The organism is Butyrivibrio sp. TB (assembly GCF_900110805.1).
Classification (GTDB): Bacteria; Bacillota; Clostridia; order Lachnospirales; family Lachnospiraceae; genus Butyrivibrio; species Butyrivibrio fibrisolvens_C.
Map to the genome: position 1 here is coordinate 1 of NZ_FOER01000007.1, position 20,485 is coordinate 20,485.

The following is a 20,485-nucleotide window of genomic DNA, read 5'->3' on the forward strand; positions in this document are numbered from 1 at the left end:
AGAGGCAAGTGCTCTTACCTATTCCATTGTTGAGACAGCTAAAGCTAATGGTGTTGATGTTTACTACTATCTGAAATATCTTCTCATGAAATGTCCAACATCTCTAACTAGCGATGAAGATCTTGAGAAGCTTTGCCCATGGAATCCTGAATGCAAAGAAGCTCTGGACGAACTCCATCGTCAACATCAGAATGCAATCTTCGATGCACTGTAATCTTTATCATATGTGAATTGTCAAGGTGCTCCAGTCTCCTACGAGGCTGGGGTATATTTTATGGGCAAAAGCCCTTGTACCTAATAATATTTTTGCGGTGGATGTGTTACCCACCGGAAAATTTAGCGCTTACATTCAAACTATCATGATTGCTTAGCTCTTTTTAACAGGGACTATTCAACATTCTCCGATTCGGATAAGGAAAAATTAGGTTCTGTTGTCAATCTGACTAAATCACTGTCTGTTTTGTATGGTAAACAGGTGGTTTCGGAAGGAAACAAAGAATGATAGAAGGAATTATCAATAGTCTTACAGTTGAATATCTTAAAAATAATGAGATTGGCGAAAAAATACAGATGGCTATGATCGGTGTTCAAAAAGCACAGGAAGCAATACTTGCCTATGTTAATGATGACAGTCCAGAAGAACAGAAATATATGAGAATGGGTACAGTACTTGCTTTTGCCATTGTCAATAAAATTGCCCATGGGACTCCTATAAAAGATTTTTCCAACAAGGATTGGGAAGATATCATCTCAAGCGTAGCAAATGATGCAGTGATGATAGATGGCCAGAAATATAGTATTTGGGTCTTTTCAGTATATGCAAGCTATGTAGATATTTCGGTTAAGGTCTTAGAAATTAGGGGGATTTCTGCAAAGAAATGTGATGCGATTAGCATGATAGCGGAAGAGGTCAGGGCTCTTGGGAGGAAATTGGAAAGCAACCAGATCAGTGAAGTGAAATATACTGAGCAGTGCATATGGTTGCTAATCGAAGCAATGATAAAGCTTTTAGCTTCATATAGTGCAATAGTTGTAGGTGAGAATCTGGCGGACTTAAATCAAAGCATAGCTATGCTTGCATTTGAATATGCCAGATATTCGCTCTATAAAAAGGAGAAGGTAATTGTTACTCAATACTTGGAACACCAAAATGAAGTTGATGAAGCGTTGGAAGCAAAGTTTGACGCATTTAGAAATGAGATGCAAGATAGGTGTGACATTTTTGATGAATTGATAGCCAATGCTTTTGCTCCAGATATTTCTATAAGACTTAAATCATCTATAGAAATTGCTCTGAATGTAGGTGTAGAGGAATCTGAAATACTAGATTCTACTGAAAAGATAGATGATTACTTCATGTAAGCTGATAGTTGTAAGATGGATTTTAGCAAAGAAATCGAAGTAGTTGATATTTTAGAAGAGTTAATTCATAACGATTCTTTATTTCATGATATAAGACCGTCTTCGCGAAAAATACAATCATTTTTAAGAAAGGAGGATTTTATCATGGATATAGAATCGTTAAAACAAATAGCATTAAAAGACGCAAAGGAATACGGTGCTGAAAAGGTCTATGCGATATGTGAGTCTGATACGGAGTATTTAGCGTGTGTATGTGATTCATATAACCAATGGGATCCATTCGTGACCGATTTTTCCTACATTGCGATCGATAAGAATGATATTTCTAAACGACGAAAGGGCGATTTCGATGAAGAAATTTGGGAATCAAATAACAAACCCAAAATAATTTACGAAGAGGCTTAGCGGTAATCCGCTAAGCTTCTTTTTATTGAAATGAAATGCGGAGGGTACAGATTCAATTAACAATCTGTACCCTATATATTTTTTATAAACTGCTAATCCATGCCCATGCCAGATCTGACCATAGGCCTACGTCATTTTTAAGGCTCATATCAATTCCATTTCCTTGGAAATCATTGCCGCTAAAGAACTGGTCGATGAGTTCCTGTTTTCTTTTTTCTGATACGTTAACACCTTTTCCTTCTTTGACGTTAAAGCTGCTCTCATTGTCTGCTCCATAGTGTAATCACCGCCGGACCAGCCTTTGAAGAAGGTGTCGTTGGCTATTGTAAGACCGTGGTATCCTCTTGGGAATACGTAGTGGGCAAACGGTAAATTCTATAATTGTATTTTTGATGGCGCTGATACTTGCTGTTTTATTAAAGATAATAAAACACCTATGTTTAAGGTCTTTTGAATAAAATTTTTTCTTGACTATGATATATATCATAGTATATACTGTTGGTGAAAGGAAGGTGGTTGCTATGATGACTGCAAAGGTTTTTGAAAACGGAAGAAGTCAGGCGGTAAGACTGCCAAAGGAATATCGTTTCAATTCAGATGAGGTCATGGTGAATAAAATCGGTGATATAGTCCTTTTACTTCCAATGACAAATAAGTGGGAGTCTTTTATGAAGGCCGTTGATATGTTCTCGGATGATTTTATGGCAGATGGTCGTGCAATAGATCCGGTTCAGGAGCGTGAAGTTTTATGAGTTATATGTTAGATACAAATATATGCATCTATGCGATCAAGCATAAACCGGATAAAGTATTTCAGGAGTTACAGAAGCACGATCCTTCAGAAATATGTATTTCGTCTATTACGTACGCAGAACTGGTTCATGGTGTAGAAAAGAGTGCGGCGATCGAAAAGAACAGATTGGCACTTTCGATGTTGTTGGCAAATATTGAAATACTTGATTTTGATGTTAATGCCGCAAACTGCTACGGAAAGATCAGGGCTGATCTTGAAAAAAGAGGAACACCTATAGGTCCACTTGATATGATGATTGCAGGTCATGCACAGTCTCTAGGATATACTGTAGTAACGAATAATGTAAAAGAGTTTTCAAGAGTCATAAATCTTGAAATAGAAAACTGGGCATATTAGGAAAGTTATTGTTGGATGCCATCAATCCTAACTTCATAACAAAAAGTTAAATTCTGAATAATTCTTATATGTTTATGTATTAAATTCCTGTCGATATGATTCGCCAGGGATTTTTTGATGTGGATAATAATCTCACTGTTAATCAGATGTTTTTCTGCTATAGTATATATAATATTTTGATGGAGGTAGTATATGTTATTCGAAGAAAAAACTATTAAAGATAAACTTGGAAGAACTATAGTACTTAGAAATGCGCGACCAGAAGATTCAGCAGATCTAATAAAATACTTGAAAACAACAAGTGCTGAGACACCTTTTTTGATCAGAGAACCTGATGAGATAACTATAACGGAAGAAAACGAAGAGAAATTTATACAGGCTAAGATCGATTCTGAGCGGGAGTTAATGCTCCTTGCGTTTATTGATGGTAAGCATATTGGCAATTGTTCTCTTATGAGCATTGCTCCATACAAAAGGTATAGACACAGATGTGATGTTGCAATTGCTCTGTACAAAGAATATTGCGGATGCGGTATAGGTAAGGCTATGCTTCAGACTATTCTTGATGTTGCAAAGAGCGTGGGATATGAGCAGGCTGAGCTTGAAGTAATGGCTGAGAACAAAGATGCTATTCGTATGTATGAGAAGCTTGGATTTGAACAGTTTGGGACATTCCCTGATAACATGAAATATGCTGATGGAACCTATATGGATGCTGATTGGATGATGAAGAAGTTATGATCTTATTAAGATCAGACATCATGTGATATAGACCTAACAAGGAGCTAGAACGAATGAGTAATCCATGGGAAGAAATCAATTACATTTGTAGAGATTATATCTGTCACTAACAGTACGCTTACAGTGAAAGGTCTAGATGCAATAGACGGAACGCCAATCCTTGATATTAAGCCATATTACCCTGTATATGATAAAAAGGATGCCAAAGTTCCGGAATGGGTCGATCGCTTGATGGAGCATTATTTCTGATGAAATCATTTATAAGACTTGACCCTTACGTCATGTTATCTTCAAAAAACATCTTTTAATTACCTTTTTTGATGATTTTTAAATAATGTATTGAAATAAGAGTTAGCATATGCTAATCTTATATGGTTAGCGAATGCTAACTCTAAACAATTCATAAACACTTACGCCAAAAAAGCGTTAAGGACAAATTACTCAGTATAGTCCGGTATAATCCGGCATTCAGAAAGGTGGAAGTATGAATTATCTTGAAATCGAAAAAGTCATTGGAAGAGAGATCCTTGATTCTCGTGGAAATCCTACAGTTGAAGCAGAGATTACTCTTGTAGACGGAACTGTAGCAAGAGGCACAGCACCTTCAGGAGCATCAACAGGTGAATTTGAGGCACTTGAACTTAGAGACGGCGACAAGGGAAGGTATCTTGGAAAGGGCGTATCTAAGGCAGTTGATAATATTAATGGACCAATCGCAGATGCTATCGTAGGTATGGATGCATCTGATATCTATGCAATTGACGCAGCTATGATCAAGGCTGATGGAACCAAGGATAAGTCAAAGCTTGGCGCTAATGCCATCCTTGCAGTATCAATAGCAGCTGCAAGAGCAGCTTCTGTATCACTTGATATCCCGCTTTACAGATTCCTTGGCGGTATTCAGGCTACAGATCTTCCTGTTCCTATGATGAATATCTTAAACGGCGGCGCACATGCAACTAACACAGTAGATACACAGGAATTCATGATTATGCCTGTAGGCGCGCCTTCATTCAAGGAAGCTCTCAGATGGTGTGCAGAGGTATTCCATGCACTTGCTAAGATCCTTAAGTCTAGAGGCCTTGCTACATCTGTAGGTGATGAGGGCGGATTTGCTCCTAACCTTACAAGTGATGAAGAGACAATCGAGACTATCCTTGAAGCTGTTAAGGATGCAGGTTACGAGCCTGGTAAGGACTTCATGATCGCTATGGATGCTGCTTCTTCTGAGTGGAAGAGTGAGAAAGGTAAAGGATTCTACAAGCAGCCTAAGTCCGGTAAAGAGTTTACTTCAGATGAGCTTATCGCACACTGGGAGTCTCTTGTAGACAAGTATCCTATCATCTCCATCGAAGATGGTCTTGATGAAGAAGACTGGGAAGGCTGGAAGAGAATGACTGAGAAGATCGGTCACAAGGTTCAGCTCGTAGGTGATGACCTCTTTGTTACTAACACTGAGCGTCTTGCTAAGGGTATTGAAAACGGCGCTGCTAACTCAATCCTTATAAAGCTCAATCAGATCGGATCTGTATCTGAGACGCTTGAAGCTATCAAGCTTGCAAACAAGAACGGCTACACAGCAATTTCTTCTCACAGATCAGGTGAGACAGCAGACACAACTATCGCAGACCTTGCAGTAGCGCTTAACACAAGACAGATCAAGACAGGTGCTCCTTCACGTTCTGAGCGTGTTGCCAAGTACAATCAGCTCCTTAGAATCGAGGAAGAACTTGGTGATGCAGCAAGATATCCAGGAATGAAGGCTTTCAACGTTAAGAAGTGATATAGCTATTTTGTAAAAAAACAATAAATATTTTTTTGTGTCAATAACAGACACTTAACAAGACATTACCACGTATAATTTTTGATATAAATATCCCGTAAAAAATCCCGTAGCTTTTCTGGTATTAGCTACGGGATTTTGATAGTTTAAACTTTTGATATCAATATCTACTTCAAGATAAGATTTTAAGCACTTACCAAACATATTATCGATAAATATATATTGACCTTGCCCTTAGGGCATCCTTTATATTAAAAAAGCATGAACTTATCATGCAAAATCTATACAAATGGCAACTAGACATATTATACTTTAAAGGATTGTAAAAAAGGGGAGGAACAATATGGCATCTTGGATGGTACATCTATGTATCGCAGACGAACTTCTAACAAGAATCAAGGGACTTAATGAAGAGACATTTATACTTGGCAATATAGCCCCTGATAGTGGCGTTCCAAATAAGGACTGGTCAAGCTTTACACCACCAGGCAATGTAACTCATTATAGAGATAATGATAAGGACAAGACACATATCAATATAGATAAGTATGTCAGTGAATATCTTACCAAAGAGAAGATTGAATCTTATACAGTAAGAGAATTCTCGTTCTATCTTGGATATTATACACACCTTCTTACAGACATAGAATGGGCCAAAATGGTTCACTCTGAAGGTGTTGATGAAGAGCATGCAAGGCGTGTTAATATGACTTTGAATGAATTTATCTGGAAGAACAAGGAAGACTGGTACGATCTTGATTTTCTTTATCTTGAAGAGCATCCTGATTTTAAAGCTTTTCACATATACGAAGATGCCAAAGACTATAACAACACATTCATGGATATTTTCCCGGATGATGCGTTTATAGACAGAAGAAGCTATATCTGCGGTTTCTATCACAGCGACGAACACGGAGATCTTCACAGAGACTATCAGTATCTGACCAAAGAAAGAGTTAACAGGTTCGTGGCAGATACAACTTTACATATCATGGATATTATTGCAACAAATAGATCATATAGCTTGAAGACAATTTCTTCAGATTCAAATGTAATGGAATAACAAGCTTAGGTACTGACACATTTTTTTCTGAGAAAATAATCTGAGATATTATTCCGGGAAAATATGAATCAGTTAGCGTAAGAGGATACTAAATGTATATAGTGATCAGATTCCATGTGATGATGCTATTGGTAACCATCGCATGGATTTTATTCAGATTTATTATAGGAATAAAGAACCAAAAAGTAAGTATAAAAAGAGAAATCCAGCTACTGGCTGTATATATCTGTATTATATTTATATGCAGATTTGTATACTTTCCCTTGGAGCATGATATATATGGGATTGCTCCACTTGTATTTGTAAAGAACCTGATGTTTCCTCCTAGAATCAATCTGATTCCTTTTAATTTTCTGACAGATGTATATCCGGGATGGCAGATCAATATCATAGGCAATATACTAATGTTCGTTCCGGTGGGAATTGTCTGGCCGATATGCTTCAAAGAACTTGATAACATAAAAAAGACCGTTCTTGCAGGTTTTGGCTTTACGCTTCTGATAGAACTTAGCCAGCTTCCATTTTTTGACAGATGCAGCGATGTTGATGATCTTATCCTTAATACAACGGGGGCTGCGATAGGAGCAGTTATATATTTTGGAATACAAAGAATAAAGCGTGCTTACACATCAAGGAGACATCGTACTACATGAGCTTTAAAAGTGGAGTTTGATCCTGGTTGTAATGGTCCATATGATCTAACAATAGAGTATCTGGTTTTAGAGAATGTATCTTTTGCACTTAAAGGCTTTGCTATAAGGCATCAGATGTCGTATACTTATTACTCGAAGATTTAGTTTTGGAGGAGATTATAAATGTCAAAAAAATTACTCGGCTGGGTTCTTGTAATTATCGGCTTATTCATGCTTTTTAAAATGGTAAGGGTTTCGTCCTTTGGTTTCTACAGATTTGGCAGGATGAGCACATCTGCAATTGTCCTTCTTCTTTTGTTGCTATCTGCAATTGCAGTTGTGGTAAATAAGAACAAGTTCACAGTTGGATGTTTTATCTTATCACTTATACTTCTTGTAGTATCACTTATCATGGGTACTGAACTATACTTTGCATATGTGTCGCTTACAGATATTCTGCTGGTACTTGTACCTGTTGTTTTGGGAACAGGCCTTATACTTCAAAGTGTATTTCACAAAAGAAAAGAAGCATATTGATAGTCTTGAAGAGTACTCACAAATTTATATATAAAAGCCCTGCAATTCACAGCTGCAGGGCTTTTATAAGATAGATGCTTTGTTCAAATATCCATTTTGTAAATCTTTGCATAACCATCAGAGATAAAAACTCTAAGTAAAAGGATATCTGGAATAATCAAGTCGAAGGGATATATATTTTGGTTCTTTGGATCATTGCTACGTTTACAGCTTTTTTTATAAAAGGGCTGTGCGGATTTGCTAATACGCTTATATTTACATCGATAATGGGATTTGGAGCTGCCAATGTCAGTATATCGCCGGTAGAGCTGCTGCTTGGATATCCTGCCAATATCATCCTGACTTTTAAAAATAGGAAGAAGTTTAAAATATCAGTTTTCGCACCCCTGGCATTATTGGTGGTCTTAGGTAGTATTCCGGGAGCACTGCTCTTAAAAAGCATAGATGTGAGATATCTTAAGATAATATGCGGTTTTGTCATAGTCCTTATCGGAGCTGAGATGTTCTATAGAGAATTTAGAACATCTAAAGTACGTGAATCTAAAATTGTACTGACTATTATAGGCCTTTTGTCCGGTATACTGTGCGGCCTCTTTGGAATAGGTGCGTTACTGGCAGCCTATGTAGGAAGAGTTACAGAATCATCAGATGAATTTAAGGCTAATATAAGCGCTGTATTTATAGTAGATAACACCTTCAGAGTGATCCTGTACAGCCTTCTGGGGGTTATAACCTTTGAGACATTAAGGAGTGCAGTAGTACTGATGCCTGTCGTCTTGTTGGGGCTGTTTTTGGGGATGAAGAGTGCTCAGATACTAAATGATAGGATTGTAAAAAAGTGCGTGATAGTACTTCTCATTATTTCCGGCATTGCTCTTATAGTTAATAATATGATATGACGTATGGACCAAAATTCATTTCGATTCGAGCTTGCTCGAAATCGAATATGAATTTATCTGCTTAAAAAGTCCTTTTTAATAAGCCCAAAATATTAAATGTATATAAAATCTCTTGAAATCAGAATATGCTATGATACTATTGTATTGTGCAAAATATATCTGATTTTTCAAGAGATTTTTTATCAGGTATTGTACTAATATCAGAATAATTCGATATAAAGAAGGAGGACATATTTATGAGTACATTGGTTACATTTTTTAGCGTAGGGGGAAGAACAGGGCAGGTTGCCAAGGACTTTGCCAAGAGCATAGGAGCAGATGTCTTTGAGATAGCACCTGTTGAGCCTTATTCTAAGGCTGATATCAATTATCTTAATCCGCTTTCAAGATGTAACAAGGAACAGATCGGAAGTAAGGATGTTCCTGTTGCAGGTAAGGTTGCAGATTTTGATAAGTATGATACAGTCTATGTCGGATTCCCGATATGGTACGCAGCTGCTCCAAGAGTAGTTTACACTTTCTGCAAGGACTATAACTGGGAAGGTAAGAAAGTATATGCATTTGCAACATCAGGTGGAAGCGGTATCGGTAAGACTGCAGAGAAGCTCTCTGAATATGTTAAGGGCGCATCATCTGTAGAAGCTAAGCTTGTACACAATGCTGACGAAGTACAGAACTGGTAATGTGATTGCAAGATTCACGCCAACAGCTGATGCAGCAGATGCTTAAGCTTACATCAAGTCACTTCTATGATCTGAATTAAACGGGGGTCAATCAGTACTAGTTAGTTATAGTGCTGATTGGCCATAATTGTATCCGGATTTATCAAAGGTAACAAGTATAAAAAGGTAATAATAATTAATAGAATTATGAGTACGAAAAGAACAGTAAAATCAACTTATTATAAAGATGAACAGTATAAGAGCCTTAAGCCCATAACTAAGAGCATAAGCCTTGTTTTTAAGATTATCGTTATATTATCTGCGTTAGTAGGAACATTTTTAAGCTACTATGCAGGCCGTGATTCCTTCATGGGCGGAAGCGTTGTATTTATGTATTTTACTATACAGTCTAATATTGCAATAGCTTTGATCAGTGTTATAGGAGCATATTTTTTATATACAAATAAAAGAATCAGTAAACTCTGGTACATTATCAAATTCGTTGGAACAGTATCGATCACTCTTACAGGAGTCGTATTTGGACTTGTACTTGCACCTACTCTTGGTGCACAGGCTTGGAATATTCAAAATACATTGACTCATCTTGTAGTTCCTGTTGCCGCTGTTATTGATTTCTTCGTAACAAGTAGTGTTCTTAACATTAAGAAAAGCAGTGTCTTTTATGTTACGATTCCGCCACTTTTTTATGTAATCTATGCAGGAATCGGATACGTAAGGGGATGGGAATTTGCAAAGGGCATTAACTATCCGTATTTTTTTCTTAACTGGGGAAGTAATGCCGGAGCTTTTGGATTTACCGACGAACTGCCGTTTATGGGAAGTGCGTGGTGGATACTGTTACTATTAGTCTTTTTATTAATAGTAGGTTACTGCTATCTGACAATAGCTGATTATATCAGAAAGAAATAATGAGAGAGTGTGTAGATCGTAGTATTGGAAATAATCGCCACTGCGCTTAATGGCGTATATATAAAGCGGTAATAACGATAATGTGATGCCACGGAACGAGATACTGTAGTCAGATAATTGTTGATGGATATTGACTTGATCGGACATAACGCGAAAAGTTATAACTAAAACGCATATTCGAAAACAAGATACATATTAGCGATTGTAAATAGATTATATTAAATATAAACTGACTAAGTTGGTTCTTGGTATACTATAAATATACAATGCGGATAAACGTTCACGCGAAAAGCTGTGTTTTTAATGCTATAATTATTGATAGCGACTCAGAAAAACATCTTATGTCATAGATGACAAAATGAGAAAATGACTTATCTAAAGTTGTATAGTTAGTAGGAGCTTTTTATGTCAGTAGAAAATGGTGAGTGGATCATGCATGGGGTATCATGGAATGATCCTGATTGTATACACACGGTGAGCGATCTTGAGAACTATATAGAGGAGATTGGATTCCTGCCGCTTTTTGGTAATGAAGTTGCGGGATTCTCTGTAGAGGAATGGACTGATCCTAAATACTGGTGGACTGATATCGAAGCCAAGGATCCATGGAAGTGGCGTGAGATAATCGCAAGGCGCGGCAAGATTGCTTATGGCAAATTTTTTGATAAAAAAGCCGGGTTCATCAGTCTTAAGTGGCTCCCTTATTTTGTAAACTATAGAAGGTCCGGATATGATTTTGATGCAAGATGGGAAGATGGCATGGCCAATCGCAGGGAGAAGTCTATCATGGATGTATATGTCTATGAGGATGAAAACGGCGATACTGTTTATAGTAACGAAAAGATTCTTTCTACAGAGCTTAAGAAAAGATGCGGTTTTGGCAAGGAAGGAAGTAAGAACTATCCCGGAATTGTAACAGGGCTTCAGATGCAGACTTATCTTGTTATCACGGATTTTATCCGTAGGAAGAATAAGCGCGGAGAAGAATATGGAATGCCCGTATCTGTCATGATGAGCCCTGAGGCTGTATGGGGGAGGGATGTTGTGACGGCTGCCTATAAGGAAAAACCAGATGAGTCCTGGATGCGGATATTCGAGCATATCAAAGAGCTATATAGTGAATCTGATGATGCAGCAATAATTAAGGTTATTGGCAAAAAGCCTTTGTGATGTAAATTAAGTAAGCTTGAAAGCATTCCACTTTCAAACCTAAAATAGTTGATGATAAAAAGCGGTAAGTTGAAGGACTTACTGCTTTTTTATAAGTAATTGCAGTCTTTTTTTAGAATATATAGGCAGGATGCTTGATAAAGGCTTTTACACTTGGCTCAAATGCCTTGAATAATAATAACAAAATAGCTATAATAATAACAAAAGATAACAAAACATAAATATATATAACATCGCATAACGCATGATAACAAAGCATAAAATCACATAACATATAATAACAAATATACTGAAATGATAAGTTTAAAAATGTATTATATACGAGGTCTAGTGTGAAAGAATGTATCAATATGACAATTTTTCGCACGGCTATTTGAGACGAGCCCAAATAGCCATGATAGCAAATCCGAATCTGATATTCGGGTTGCCAGACTCGCACAAGTGCTCGTCATGAAGGAATAATATGACAAACAGAATCGATCCCTTTACAAGGACTCCCGGTATTGCCGGCGAAGCATACATAGATAATAAGGTTGCTGACGAGATAATTGCAAACTTCACAAGTGATATCTCGTCAAAATACGTATATAAGATCACCGGGCTTAGAGGCTCCGGAAAATCTGTAGAATACGGCAAAGTAATCCGTACTCTTAAAGAAGATGAGAAGTGGCTTGTATACCCTCTGTCAGCCGCAGGAGACGTTGTTAAAACTCTTATTTCAAAACTTAGCATGGAGAGTTTTATAGATTCAAAAAGCAAAGTTACAGAGGTTAGTTCATCTGTATCTGCAAGCGGTGATGCTTTTTTTATTTCAGGAAAAGGTGATGTCAGCATCGGCAAGAAGGAGTCGGATAATGAGCACTTTTATTCTGACGAAACTACACTTTCCAAGATGATTGCAGCAGCCAATAAAAAGAAATATAAAGTTCTGGTTGCTATTGATGATATCTCTAAAACGCCTGAAATGGTAAAACTACTCTCGATGATAGGTTCTATGATACTTGAGGGAATGCAGATCTATCTGCTGGTGACAGGTCTATCAGAAAACATCGAAGAATTTTCATCCGAGAAAAATCTGACATTTTTTAAAAGAGCCGATTCCATTGAGATTAAGGCACTTAATAAATACGATATAACTGCGATGTATCAAAAGCTCTTAAAAGTAGATGCGCTGGAAGCCAAAAAGTTAGAGGAAGAAACAAAGGGATACGCATATGCCTATCAGGTGCTTGGATCTTTATATTTTGTTAAAGCAAAAGAAGAAAAAATAGATGATCTTATTCCGGAATATGAGAGGATTCTATTCAGGGATTCCTATGACCTTGTGTGGAAGTCTCTTAGCAAAGGAGAGAAAGAAGTCATCAGGTGCATATGCAGATCTAAAGATGGGAAAGCTGAGAATATCAAGAACCTGATGAAAAACAAATCAACTTATCCGGTATATCGTAGCAGACTTCTAAATAAGCATATAGTTGATGCTGAAGAAAGAGGATATATAAAGATCAGATTGCCAAGATTTGAAAGATTTGTAGAAATATGGGGCAACGAGTGATTATCGTCTAAATGATAACTATTATCAATTAGATGATGATTAATGTTATTGCGGCTTTGTGGGGATTTTGCTATTGTATAATAGTGATGGTAATGGTATAAGTGATAACTTTAACTATAAATGATATCTTTAGTATTATTGATAACTTTAGTTCTAATGATATCTTTAGTATAAGTAATAGTGCTGCTATATCATTGATGATCTAAGTACATCCATGTATTTTACATTTTTTGAAACCTTATACGGCTATATATAATAAGACTATAAGACAGGATACTTGGGAGAGATTGTATATGAAAAAGATGAATAAGAAAGTTGTTATTGCCACAACTCTTGGCATAGCAAGCATGGTACTTACAGCAGCCTGCGGTTATGGGCCGGCTACATATGAACCGGATGAGGACGATAGTTCTTTCGAAAACACAGTTGGTGATGATACAGATAATGATACTGGTAGGAATAGTGGTAATGATGAGTCTTCACTTGACTACACCAAGGAAGATTATCCTGAACCCGAACCTGAAGATGTATATGGTCCTCCGCTAGCGTACTGAATCAATAACTTAAGGAACTGTTTTATGAATAAGAATAAAATGAAACTATCCCACCTTGATCTGCAGCACGATCTGCGACTTAAGTTCTTTGAAAAGCCTATACTAAGACAGCTTTTCTTTGAACTTACACTAAATTGCAACGAACACTGCTGGCACTGCGGATCAAGATGCGGTGATGTGCACTCAGATGAGATGCCACCGCAGCAGTGGAAAGAAATACTGGATCAGTTAAAAGAAGATTATGAAGGCGCTCTTCCACAGATCAATGTAACAGGAGGAGAGCCTTTATTATATTCAGGATTTGAAGAAGTTATGAGTTATGCTCATTCTCTGGGTTTTAAGTGGGGCATGACATCTAATGCTATCCTCATAACTCCGGAAGTTGCCCGGATGCTTAAAAGATGTGACATGAACACGATCTCTGTAAGTATAGACGGCCTTCCTGAAACTCACGACAGGATCAGAGGCCTTAAAGGTGCTTATAAAAGAGCAATGGAGGGCATACAGAATCTCATAGATCTTCACTGCTTTGATAATATCATGGTTACAACTGTTGTAAATCATGAGACCATAGGAGAGTTAGAATCTCTATATAAGATCATGTGCGGCGTTGATATCGACTCCTGGCGTGTTATGGGCATAGAGCCAATAGGAAGAGCTCTAGAGCATCCAGAGCTTCTTCTTACAGATGATGATCATCGCACCATTATGGATTTTATACGCAGCAAAAGAGCTGATAACGATCCTGTAAGTTATGGCTGTTGCCATTATCTTGGCCTTGAATATGAAAGAGAAGTCAGGGACTGGTACTTTTTCTGCATGGCAGGAGTTACCGTGGCCAGTATCACTTCCACAGGTGATGTCTACGGATGCCTTGATATCGATAGGTCTCAGCCCGGTATCATACAGGGCAATGTCCACGAGAGAAGATTTTCAGATATCTGGAAAAATGAGTTTAAAGCATTCCGCTATGATAAGGGCATAGAGGATGAAAAATGTGCTAACTGCGCAGATCGTAAGTACTGTATGGGTGGAGCTTTCCACACCTGGGATTATGTATCTAAAACTCAGCGGCTATGTCTTAAAAATGCATTGTTTCCATAAAAACATGAGGTTAAGTTTGAAAATGTTCCATTTTCAAACCCAAATTGATGACGCGAGCTTCATCAATTTGAACCATTAGTCACTCGCTTTGCTCGCGACATGAGGTTAAAATATGAAATCTGCACTAATAAATTTTTTCAAAAAAGAAGATAAGACGTATATAGATCAGCTAAAATCCTATACTATCATCGACACTATTATTGCAGTAGCCTTATACGTTCTTATCATGATAGTCTATTACTACATGGGACTTATAAACGCAAGGACAGGAGAATATTATGGCGAGATCGTTAATATCTCTATAATTGTCATTACAATTATTCTTTGCTTAAAAGATATATCCAGAGCAGGCATAAGCTCAAGGAATCTTATAAAAAGTATATGTATATCACTTGTAATAGGAATAATATGGTTGGTATCATTTAGTATAATTCCTAATCTGAAGGCAGGATACAGTTTCCTTCCTTTGAATATCATATTAGACAATGCGGTGTACTATTTTGTTATCATCGCTTTTACTGAAGAGATCAGTTTTCGAGGATTTATACAGCCAAGGCTTTATCCTGTTTTGAAAAAAGAATGGCTTGTATATCTTATTGGCGGTCTTATGTTTGTGTCTTTGCATTATCCATTTCAGATGGCAGTTAGGGGGATGAGCTTTATGGAGTATCTTCCTTTTTTCCTGGCAGGGGCTCCTATGCAGCTAGTCCTTCACTATGTGTTTACATGGCTGTACAGACGCTATGGTAACATTTTTGGAGCGACTATCTTGCATGGATGCGTGGATATGACTATGGGATTATTCGGATGACAGTAAATAATAAAAGGTAATAAAGATGGATTACATACACACAGTAAATTACTACGAAACAGATAAAATGGGCATAACACATCACTCTAACTATATTAGATGGATGGAAGAAGCCAGGATAGATTTCCTGTCGCAGATTGGCTATGACTATGCAAAGCTTGAACAGATGGGGATAATATCACCTGTTCTTAGCGTATCCTGCGATTATAAAAAGACTACAACTTTCCCTGATAAGATCTATATAAGCGTGACTGTCAAGGAATTTAAAGGGGTCAAACTCCACCTGTCTTATGAGATGAGGAATGAAAACGGTGATATAGTCTGCACTGGAACTACATCTCATGCCTTTCTTAATACAGAAGGAAGGCCAATCCGAATGAATCAAGAATATCCACAGCTCTATGAAATACTTAAGGATCTTGCTGTTAAGAATTAAGAAGCTCAAAAAATTTTGATGAAAACACCCAAAAGTTCGTTCCTTATGAAGACTCTGATGAGACATGGCAGGGATCTGATTCTGGCAGAACATATGAAGATTCTATTACAAAGTACAGGAAGTAATAAGATACTCAAACTTCCCCCTTTGGGGATACCGGTCCGTTCAAGTGGGAAGAATGAGTAAGATTTAAAAAACGTCGGGTATTAGGTAGTTAACTACAAAAACACTTCTTTCTTGGACAGAGCATCCAATAAAGAAGTGTTTTTTGTATTTATAATATCTTTTGTATTGCCAAAATCATTATATAGCATGATAAAATAGATAATGTGAATATAATTATATGACTTCTTGAATATATATCAGAAACACGCATTTACTGCGTTGTTCGTCAGTCAAAAACATATTACTATCTATTGTCATAGTGTTTCAATGTATTGATGATCATGAAATCATCGTTGCAAAAATGAATAGTTTTAGGAGGTACAATATGTCGGATGGATCTAAGTATATTCCCTATGAATCAAGAACAGGTGCTGAATCTGTAGTTTATTTTACCAGAGATTTATCAGCTGAAGGTATCAAGAAGGCTTATGAAAGGGTCAATCAGAATATTACAGGTAAGATAGCTATAAAGCTTCATACAGGAGAACCTAAAGGACCCAATATCATACCTCCTTCCTGGGTCAAAGAAGTGCTTGAAACCGAGGAAAGTCTTAAGAATGCAACAATTGTTGAGACCAACACTTTCTATAAGGGTGACAGATATACAACAGAAGATCATAGAAAGACTCTGTCTGTTAACGGATGGGACTTCACAACTGTTGATATTATGGATGAAGATGGCACTATCACACTTCCTGTTAAGGGTGGTAAGTGGTTCAAAGAGATGAGCCACGGTTCTCATATGACAGATTATGACTCTATGTTCGTCCTGACTCACTTCAAAGGTCATACAATGGGCGGTTTTGGCGGAAGTAATAAGAATATCGGCATTGGCTGCGCAGATGGTCGTGTGGGCAAGATGTGGATTCATGCTAAGGATGGTAATGACTGGGGCGTTAATACAGAAGAACTCATGGAGAAGATAACAGAGTCCACCAAGGCTACGATAGACTATTTTGGTAAACATATTACCTATGTCAATGTCATGAGGAATATGAGCGTATCCTGTGACTGTGAAGGTGTCGAGGCTATGCCTGTAGTAACTCCTGACGTTGGTATTCTGGCATCAACAGATATCCTGGCTGTAGATCAAGCCTGCGTAGATCTCATTTATGCCATGACAGAAGATGAGCACAGAGACATGATCGAGAGAATCGAGACAAGACATGGTCACAGACAGCTATCTTACATGAAAGAACTTGGCATGGGCAATGACAGGTACAAACTGATAGATATCGATAACGGTGATGTAGAGATAAGCCGCGCTGATGCTGTGAAGGATCTCAAGCCATTTGTAAGGATGGATCCCAGAAAATGAGATTATGTAGTCCATGCTATTTATGTGGAAATGAAAAATAAATATAAAAACATGAACTCAGCAGCTGCACGCGAGACACGATTCAATAAAATGGCTGATTTATAAAAAATCAATGTAATCATTTATAGAGAGGCTTACTTTATGGATAAGAAAACCATTGATTCCAAAGATCAAGATTTACCGGAATTAACAGTTAAAAAGAGTCCTAAAGCAAAGGCTCTGGAAAATGCACCGGAAGAAGTTTTGGCCAAGGCTATAAGGGATGCTATGTCAAAAGACAGAAACAAATCATGATATATTACTAAAACTTCCCACTTGGACGGACCGGCATCTCCAAAGCCTTTACAGGGGCAGGCAGTATATAAATCATTTCCACGCTTTTATTTTTGTTCTGTAAGGCTTTACTTAAACTTAAGTCATAAATACTAAGGAGGACATGGGAAATGGCAGACATTGCAGCAATCATCAAAAAGGTTAGTGAGAACAAGGAGCTTATGGCTCAGATAGCAAAAGCTGATGCTAAGCAGGCTAAGGATCTTCTTAAAAAGGCAAATATCGATGTTGCAGAAGAAGATATCAAGAAAGTTCAGGCTGCTGTAGCGGATGGGAAGCTGGATCTTGGTGATCTTAAAGACCTTGCAGGAGGATTATTCAAAAAGTAATACAAATCTAGTGGGCGGCATCGACGATGTCGCCTTTAGATTGTTTGTAAATCAGAGGAGTTTTCTAAGTCATAGCGAATGGATGTACTTCTCGACGTAAATGTTATTGCGAGTTGATCACCAAAGGAGATCGTATGCTTTTATACCACACCGGTTTTGATGAAATAAAGCATCCTGATATACATATTGGAAGAAAAAATGCTGATTTTGGTCAGGGCTTTTATCTAAGCCCTGACCTTGATTTTACGCGCCGCTGGTCAAGGATTCGTAATGATAGGAATACTTATATCAATACATATGAGCTTGATACGACAGATCTTAATGTATTAAAGCTTGATCGTGACAGCAAGTGGTATGAGTATATCAATGCTAATAGAAATCATAAAGCTGATATATATTCCAAATATGATGTTATACAAGGTCCTATTGCTATAGATACTATATATGATATGTTCGGCATCACAACCAGCGGATATGTAGATTCTGATGCTGCCCTTAAGCTTCTGTCTATAGGCCCGGTTTATACTCAGGTGACCATCAAATCAGAAAAAGGAGCCGGTGCCCTTAAATTCTTGTCATCTGAGATCATAGATGCGGCATTAGTTGAAAGATACAGAGATGTAGTCAAAAAGGAAGAAACGGCATTTCAGACAGAATTTGCAAAGGTGATGAACGAAGTATTGCCTTCATGAACCATATATTATATGACGTAAGGGTCAAAAGTCATTTCGATTCGAGCTTGCTCGAAATCGAATATGAATTTATGACCCGCAAAACATGAGCAAAGTAGCACGTAGTGCGGATTTGCGAATGTTTTGGAATTGTGAGAGTTTCGAAGAAACGGAACAATTCGTTAGTCGTAAGGGTCAAAAGGGACTTTTGACACCTACATCATTATATAAATATGTCACAAAAGTATAAATTAATGTTTCCAAATGAATATTTTTATAAGAACACTTACTATATCCTTTATTTATCGAGAGAAGTTACAATTAACTTTGGAGGGTAAATATATGAAGAAAAAATTAGTAAGTGTTTTTTTATCTGCTGCCATGACAATGGGGATCCTGGCAGGATGCGGTTCATCTGACACGACAGGCACAAACGCAAATGACAAGACACAGTCTGAAACAGGAGATTCACAGTCAGGCGAAGTCGAGAAGATCAAGATATATCTTCCAACATCCGGCAAATCTGATGATCTTGAAAATGTAACAGCAGCTGTCAATGAGATCACAAGGCAGGAGATCGGTGTAGAAGTTGAATTTCATGTCTATGAATTCGGTCAGTGGTTCCAGCAGTATTCTCTTTTCCTAAGTGGGACTGAAGATGTTGATATACTTGCTAACTACGGCGGATATCTAAATGCAGTATCACAGGGGGCTGCATATGATCTGACAGATCTGGTTCAGCAGTATGGTCAGGATATCATCGCTATGGAAGGTGACTTCTTAAAGAGTGGTGAAGTAAATGGTGTACAGTATGCAATTCCTATCTATGCTTCATATGCATGGACCATGGGTATCCTCTATAGAAGCGATGTTGTAGAAGAGCTTGGACTTCAGGACATGGTTGCCAATGTGAAGTCTCTCGAAGACTGGGGAGAGGTTTTGGAAATTGTCAAAGAGAAAAAGCCTGAGATGACTCCTTTTGTAACCAACAATGGTAATTCAGCTCCTAACTTTCAGTATGGTACTTGGGATGATCTTGGCAATAACTACGGTGTACTCATGAACGGCGGTGAAGGATCTGAAGTAACTAACCTGTTCGAAACAGATGAATACGCACAGCTTTGCACAGTCATGCATGACTGGTACAACAAGGGCTACACAAGTAAGGATATCCAGACACAGACAGATGGATTCCCTACCCTTACAAGGAACGATGCAGCATTTTCAACTCTGGGTCAGACAGATTTTAATACAAGTTTCTATCAGTCTACTACATGCGGTAAGCCTATCGATATCGTAATGCTTGGAACACCTGCTGCCAGAACTTATAACAATGTAACATATACTGTAATGTCCAATTCCGAACATGCAGAAGCTTGCATGAAGTTCCTTAACTTCTGGTTCTCAAATGAAGAGATTGGAACACTTATTGCATATGGCATCGAGGGAACACATTATAAACTTGATGAAAACGGAATGGGTGATTATATAGACGGACAGGATTCCTCTACATGTACATATCACCTTGGAAGTGGTATCTCCAATACTAACAGGATACGCTGGAATACAGAAAATCCGGATTATGCTCAGCTCCTTATTGATAGCAATAACTCTGCTTTGAAGTCTTCAGCGCTTGGTTTTGCTTTTGACACATCGTCTGTAGAAAACGAGATCACTCAGCTTGATAATGTATGCAGCAAATATCAGATTGGTCTTGAATGCGGAGCATTAGATCCGGCTACTGCACTTGAAGAGTTCAACAAAGAGCTTAAGGATGCAGGCCTTGACACAGTTATCGCTGAGAAACAGCGCCAGCTTGATGAGTTTTTAGCTAATTGATAATTTGCTTATATGAGCGCGCATCCATAAGATGTGCGC

General features: G+C 37.7%; 26 protein-coding genes. 25 read left to right on the forward strand and 1 reads right to left on the reverse strand.

What is annotated here, in order from left to right:
- From BMX21_RS20025 to BMX21_RS05860, 3 genes are all read left to right on the forward strand, one after another.
- Positions 1-214 (forward strand): transposase domain-containing protein (locus BMX21_RS20025; RefSeq protein WP_143057207.1); only part of this gene is annotated, 214 nt, incomplete at its 5' end.
- A 284-nt stretch (positions 215-498) separates the two neighbouring features.
- Positions 499-1,362, forward strand: a complete 864-nt coding sequence (locus tag BMX21_RS05855) for a hypothetical protein (protein ID WP_092042317.1) — start codon at positions 499-501, stop codon at positions 1,360-1,362.
- Positions 1,363-1,506: 144 nt separating this feature from the next.
- Positions 1,507-1,767 carry a hypothetical protein gene (locus BMX21_RS05860; RefSeq protein ID WP_092042320.1) on the forward strand — a complete coding sequence of 87 codons (261 nt, stop codon included), beginning with the start codon at positions 1,507-1,509 and terminating at the stop codon, positions 1,765-1,767.
- A 144-nt stretch (positions 1,768-1,911) separates the two neighbouring features.
- On the opposite strand, the gene BMX21_RS19840 is transcribed toward BMX21_RS05860, so the two are convergent.
- The gene (locus BMX21_RS19840; protein ID WP_278304123.1) at positions 1,912-2,043 is read right to left on the reverse strand and encodes a hypothetical protein; all 132 of its coding nucleotides are present in this window, start codon (positions 2,041-2,043) and stop codon (positions 1,912-1,914) included.
- 245 nt (positions 2,044-2,288) lie between these two features.
- Between BMX21_RS19840 and vapB the strand changes: the two genes are divergently transcribed.
- The 22 genes from vapB to BMX21_RS05965 all read left to right on the forward strand — a co-directional run bounded on the left by vapB (position 2,289) and on the right by BMX21_RS05965 (position 20,446).
- Entirely contained in the window at positions 2,289-2,519 is a 231-nt protein-coding gene (gene vapB / locus BMX21_RS05865; RefSeq protein WP_092042618.1) for a type II toxin-antitoxin system antitoxin VapB, read from the forward strand.
- Positions 2,516-2,917, forward strand: coding sequence for a type II toxin-antitoxin system tRNA(fMet)-specific endonuclease VapC (gene vapC, locus BMX21_RS05870; RefSeq protein ID WP_092042323.1), 402 nt, complete (start codon positions 2,516-2,518; stop codon positions 2,915-2,917). Before vapB ends, vapC begins: the two co-directional genes overlap by 4 nt.
- 192 nt (positions 2,918-3,109) lie before the next feature.
- The gene (locus tag BMX21_RS05875; protein WP_092042326.1) at positions 3,110-3,658 is read left to right on the forward strand and encodes a GNAT family N-acetyltransferase; all 549 of its coding nucleotides are present in this window, start codon (positions 3,110-3,112) and stop codon (positions 3,656-3,658) included.
- Positions 3,659-3,736: 78 nt separating this feature from the next.
- Entirely contained in the window at positions 3,737-3,907 is a 171-nt protein-coding gene (locus BMX21_RS20165) for a TrmO family methyltransferase domain-containing protein (protein ID WP_278304220.1), read from the forward strand.
- 235 nt (positions 3,908-4,142) lie between these two features.
- On the forward strand, positions 4,143-5,441 hold the full coding sequence (gene eno / locus BMX21_RS05885) for a phosphopyruvate hydratase (protein ID WP_022755596.1): 1,299 nt from the start codon (positions 4,143-4,145) through the stop codon (positions 5,439-5,441).
- A 343-nt stretch (positions 5,442-5,784) separates the two neighbouring features.
- Positions 5,785-6,504, forward strand: a complete 720-nt coding sequence (locus BMX21_RS05890; protein ID WP_092042332.1) for a zinc dependent phospholipase C family protein — start codon at positions 5,785-5,787, stop codon at positions 6,502-6,504.
- Positions 6,505-6,596: 92 nt separating this feature from the next.
- Positions 6,597-7,157 carry a VanZ family protein gene (locus BMX21_RS05895; RefSeq protein ID WP_092042334.1) on the forward strand — a complete coding sequence of 187 codons (561 nt, stop codon included), beginning with the start codon at positions 6,597-6,599 and terminating at the stop codon, positions 7,155-7,157.
- 162 nt (positions 7,158-7,319) lie between these two features.
- Positions 7,320-7,673: a hypothetical protein gene (locus BMX21_RS05900; RefSeq protein ID WP_022755593.1), complete on the forward strand. Its 354-nt coding sequence runs from the start codon at positions 7,320-7,322 to the stop codon at positions 7,671-7,673.
- Positions 7,674-7,852: 179 nt separating this feature from the next.
- Positions 7,853-8,572 carry a sulfite exporter TauE/SafE family protein gene (locus tag BMX21_RS05905; RefSeq protein ID WP_207647641.1) on the forward strand — a complete coding sequence of 240 codons (720 nt, stop codon included), beginning with the start codon at positions 7,853-7,855 and terminating at the stop codon, positions 8,570-8,572.
- Between the two features lie 236 nt (positions 8,573-8,808).
- The gene (locus tag BMX21_RS05910) at positions 8,809-9,255 is read left to right on the forward strand and encodes a flavodoxin (protein ID WP_074756230.1); all 447 of its coding nucleotides are present in this window, start codon (positions 8,809-8,811) and stop codon (positions 9,253-9,255) included.
- A gap of 186 nt (positions 9,256-9,441) precedes the next feature.
- Positions 9,442-10,164 (forward strand): Pr6Pr family membrane protein, encoded by a 723-nt coding sequence (locus BMX21_RS05915; RefSeq protein ID WP_092042338.1) that lies wholly within the window; start codon positions 9,442-9,444, stop codon positions 10,162-10,164.
- A gap of 405 nt (positions 10,165-10,569) precedes the next feature.
- Complete coding sequence (locus BMX21_RS05920) at positions 10,570-11,334, forward strand: AlkZ-related protein (RefSeq protein ID WP_092042340.1); 765 nt, start codon at positions 10,570-10,572, stop codon at positions 11,332-11,334.
- 463 nt (positions 11,335-11,797) lie between these two features.
- The gene (locus tag BMX21_RS05925) at positions 11,798-12,886 is read left to right on the forward strand and encodes a hypothetical protein (protein WP_092042342.1); all 1,089 of its coding nucleotides are present in this window, start codon (positions 11,798-11,800) and stop codon (positions 12,884-12,886) included.
- Between the two features lie 293 nt (positions 12,887-13,179).
- The gene (locus BMX21_RS05930) at positions 13,180-13,440 is read left to right on the forward strand and encodes a hypothetical protein (protein WP_027204465.1); all 261 of its coding nucleotides are present in this window, start codon (positions 13,180-13,182) and stop codon (positions 13,438-13,440) included.
- A 24-nt stretch (positions 13,441-13,464) separates the two neighbouring features.
- A complete protein-coding gene (locus BMX21_RS05935; RefSeq protein WP_092042344.1) occupies positions 13,465-14,544 on the forward strand; it encodes a radical SAM/SPASM domain-containing protein in 1,080 nt (359 codons plus the stop codon).
- A 112-nt stretch (positions 14,545-14,656) separates the two neighbouring features.
- Positions 14,657-15,355 carry a CPBP family intramembrane glutamic endopeptidase gene (locus BMX21_RS05940; protein WP_092042346.1) on the forward strand — a complete coding sequence of 233 codons (699 nt, stop codon included), beginning with the start codon at positions 14,657-14,659 and terminating at the stop codon, positions 15,353-15,355.
- Positions 15,356-15,380: 25 nt separating this feature from the next.
- Positions 15,381-15,791: an acyl-CoA thioesterase gene (locus BMX21_RS05945; protein ID WP_092042348.1), complete on the forward strand. Its 411-nt coding sequence runs from the start codon at positions 15,381-15,383 to the stop codon at positions 15,789-15,791.
- Positions 15,792-16,281: 490 nt separating this feature from the next.
- Entirely contained in the window at positions 16,282-17,274 is a 993-nt protein-coding gene (locus tag BMX21_RS05950; protein ID WP_242952883.1) for a DUF362 domain-containing protein, read from the forward strand.
- Positions 17,275-17,415: 141 nt separating this feature from the next.
- Entirely contained in the window at positions 17,416-17,568 is a 153-nt protein-coding gene (locus BMX21_RS19350; RefSeq protein ID WP_177173946.1) for a hypothetical protein, read from the forward strand.
- Positions 17,569-17,717: 149 nt separating this feature from the next.
- Entirely contained in the window at positions 17,718-17,936 is a 219-nt protein-coding gene (locus tag BMX21_RS05955) for a hypothetical protein (protein ID WP_022753199.1), read from the forward strand.
- Between the two features lie 134 nt (positions 17,937-18,070).
- Entirely contained in the window at positions 18,071-18,628 is a 558-nt protein-coding gene (locus tag BMX21_RS05960; protein WP_092042352.1) for a DUF3990 domain-containing protein, read from the forward strand.
- Between the two features lie 321 nt (positions 18,629-18,949).
- A complete protein-coding gene (locus BMX21_RS05965) occupies positions 18,950-20,446 on the forward strand; it encodes an ABC transporter substrate-binding protein (RefSeq protein ID WP_177173947.1) in 1,497 nt (498 codons plus the stop codon).
- Positions 20,447-20,485 lie beyond the last annotated feature (39 nt).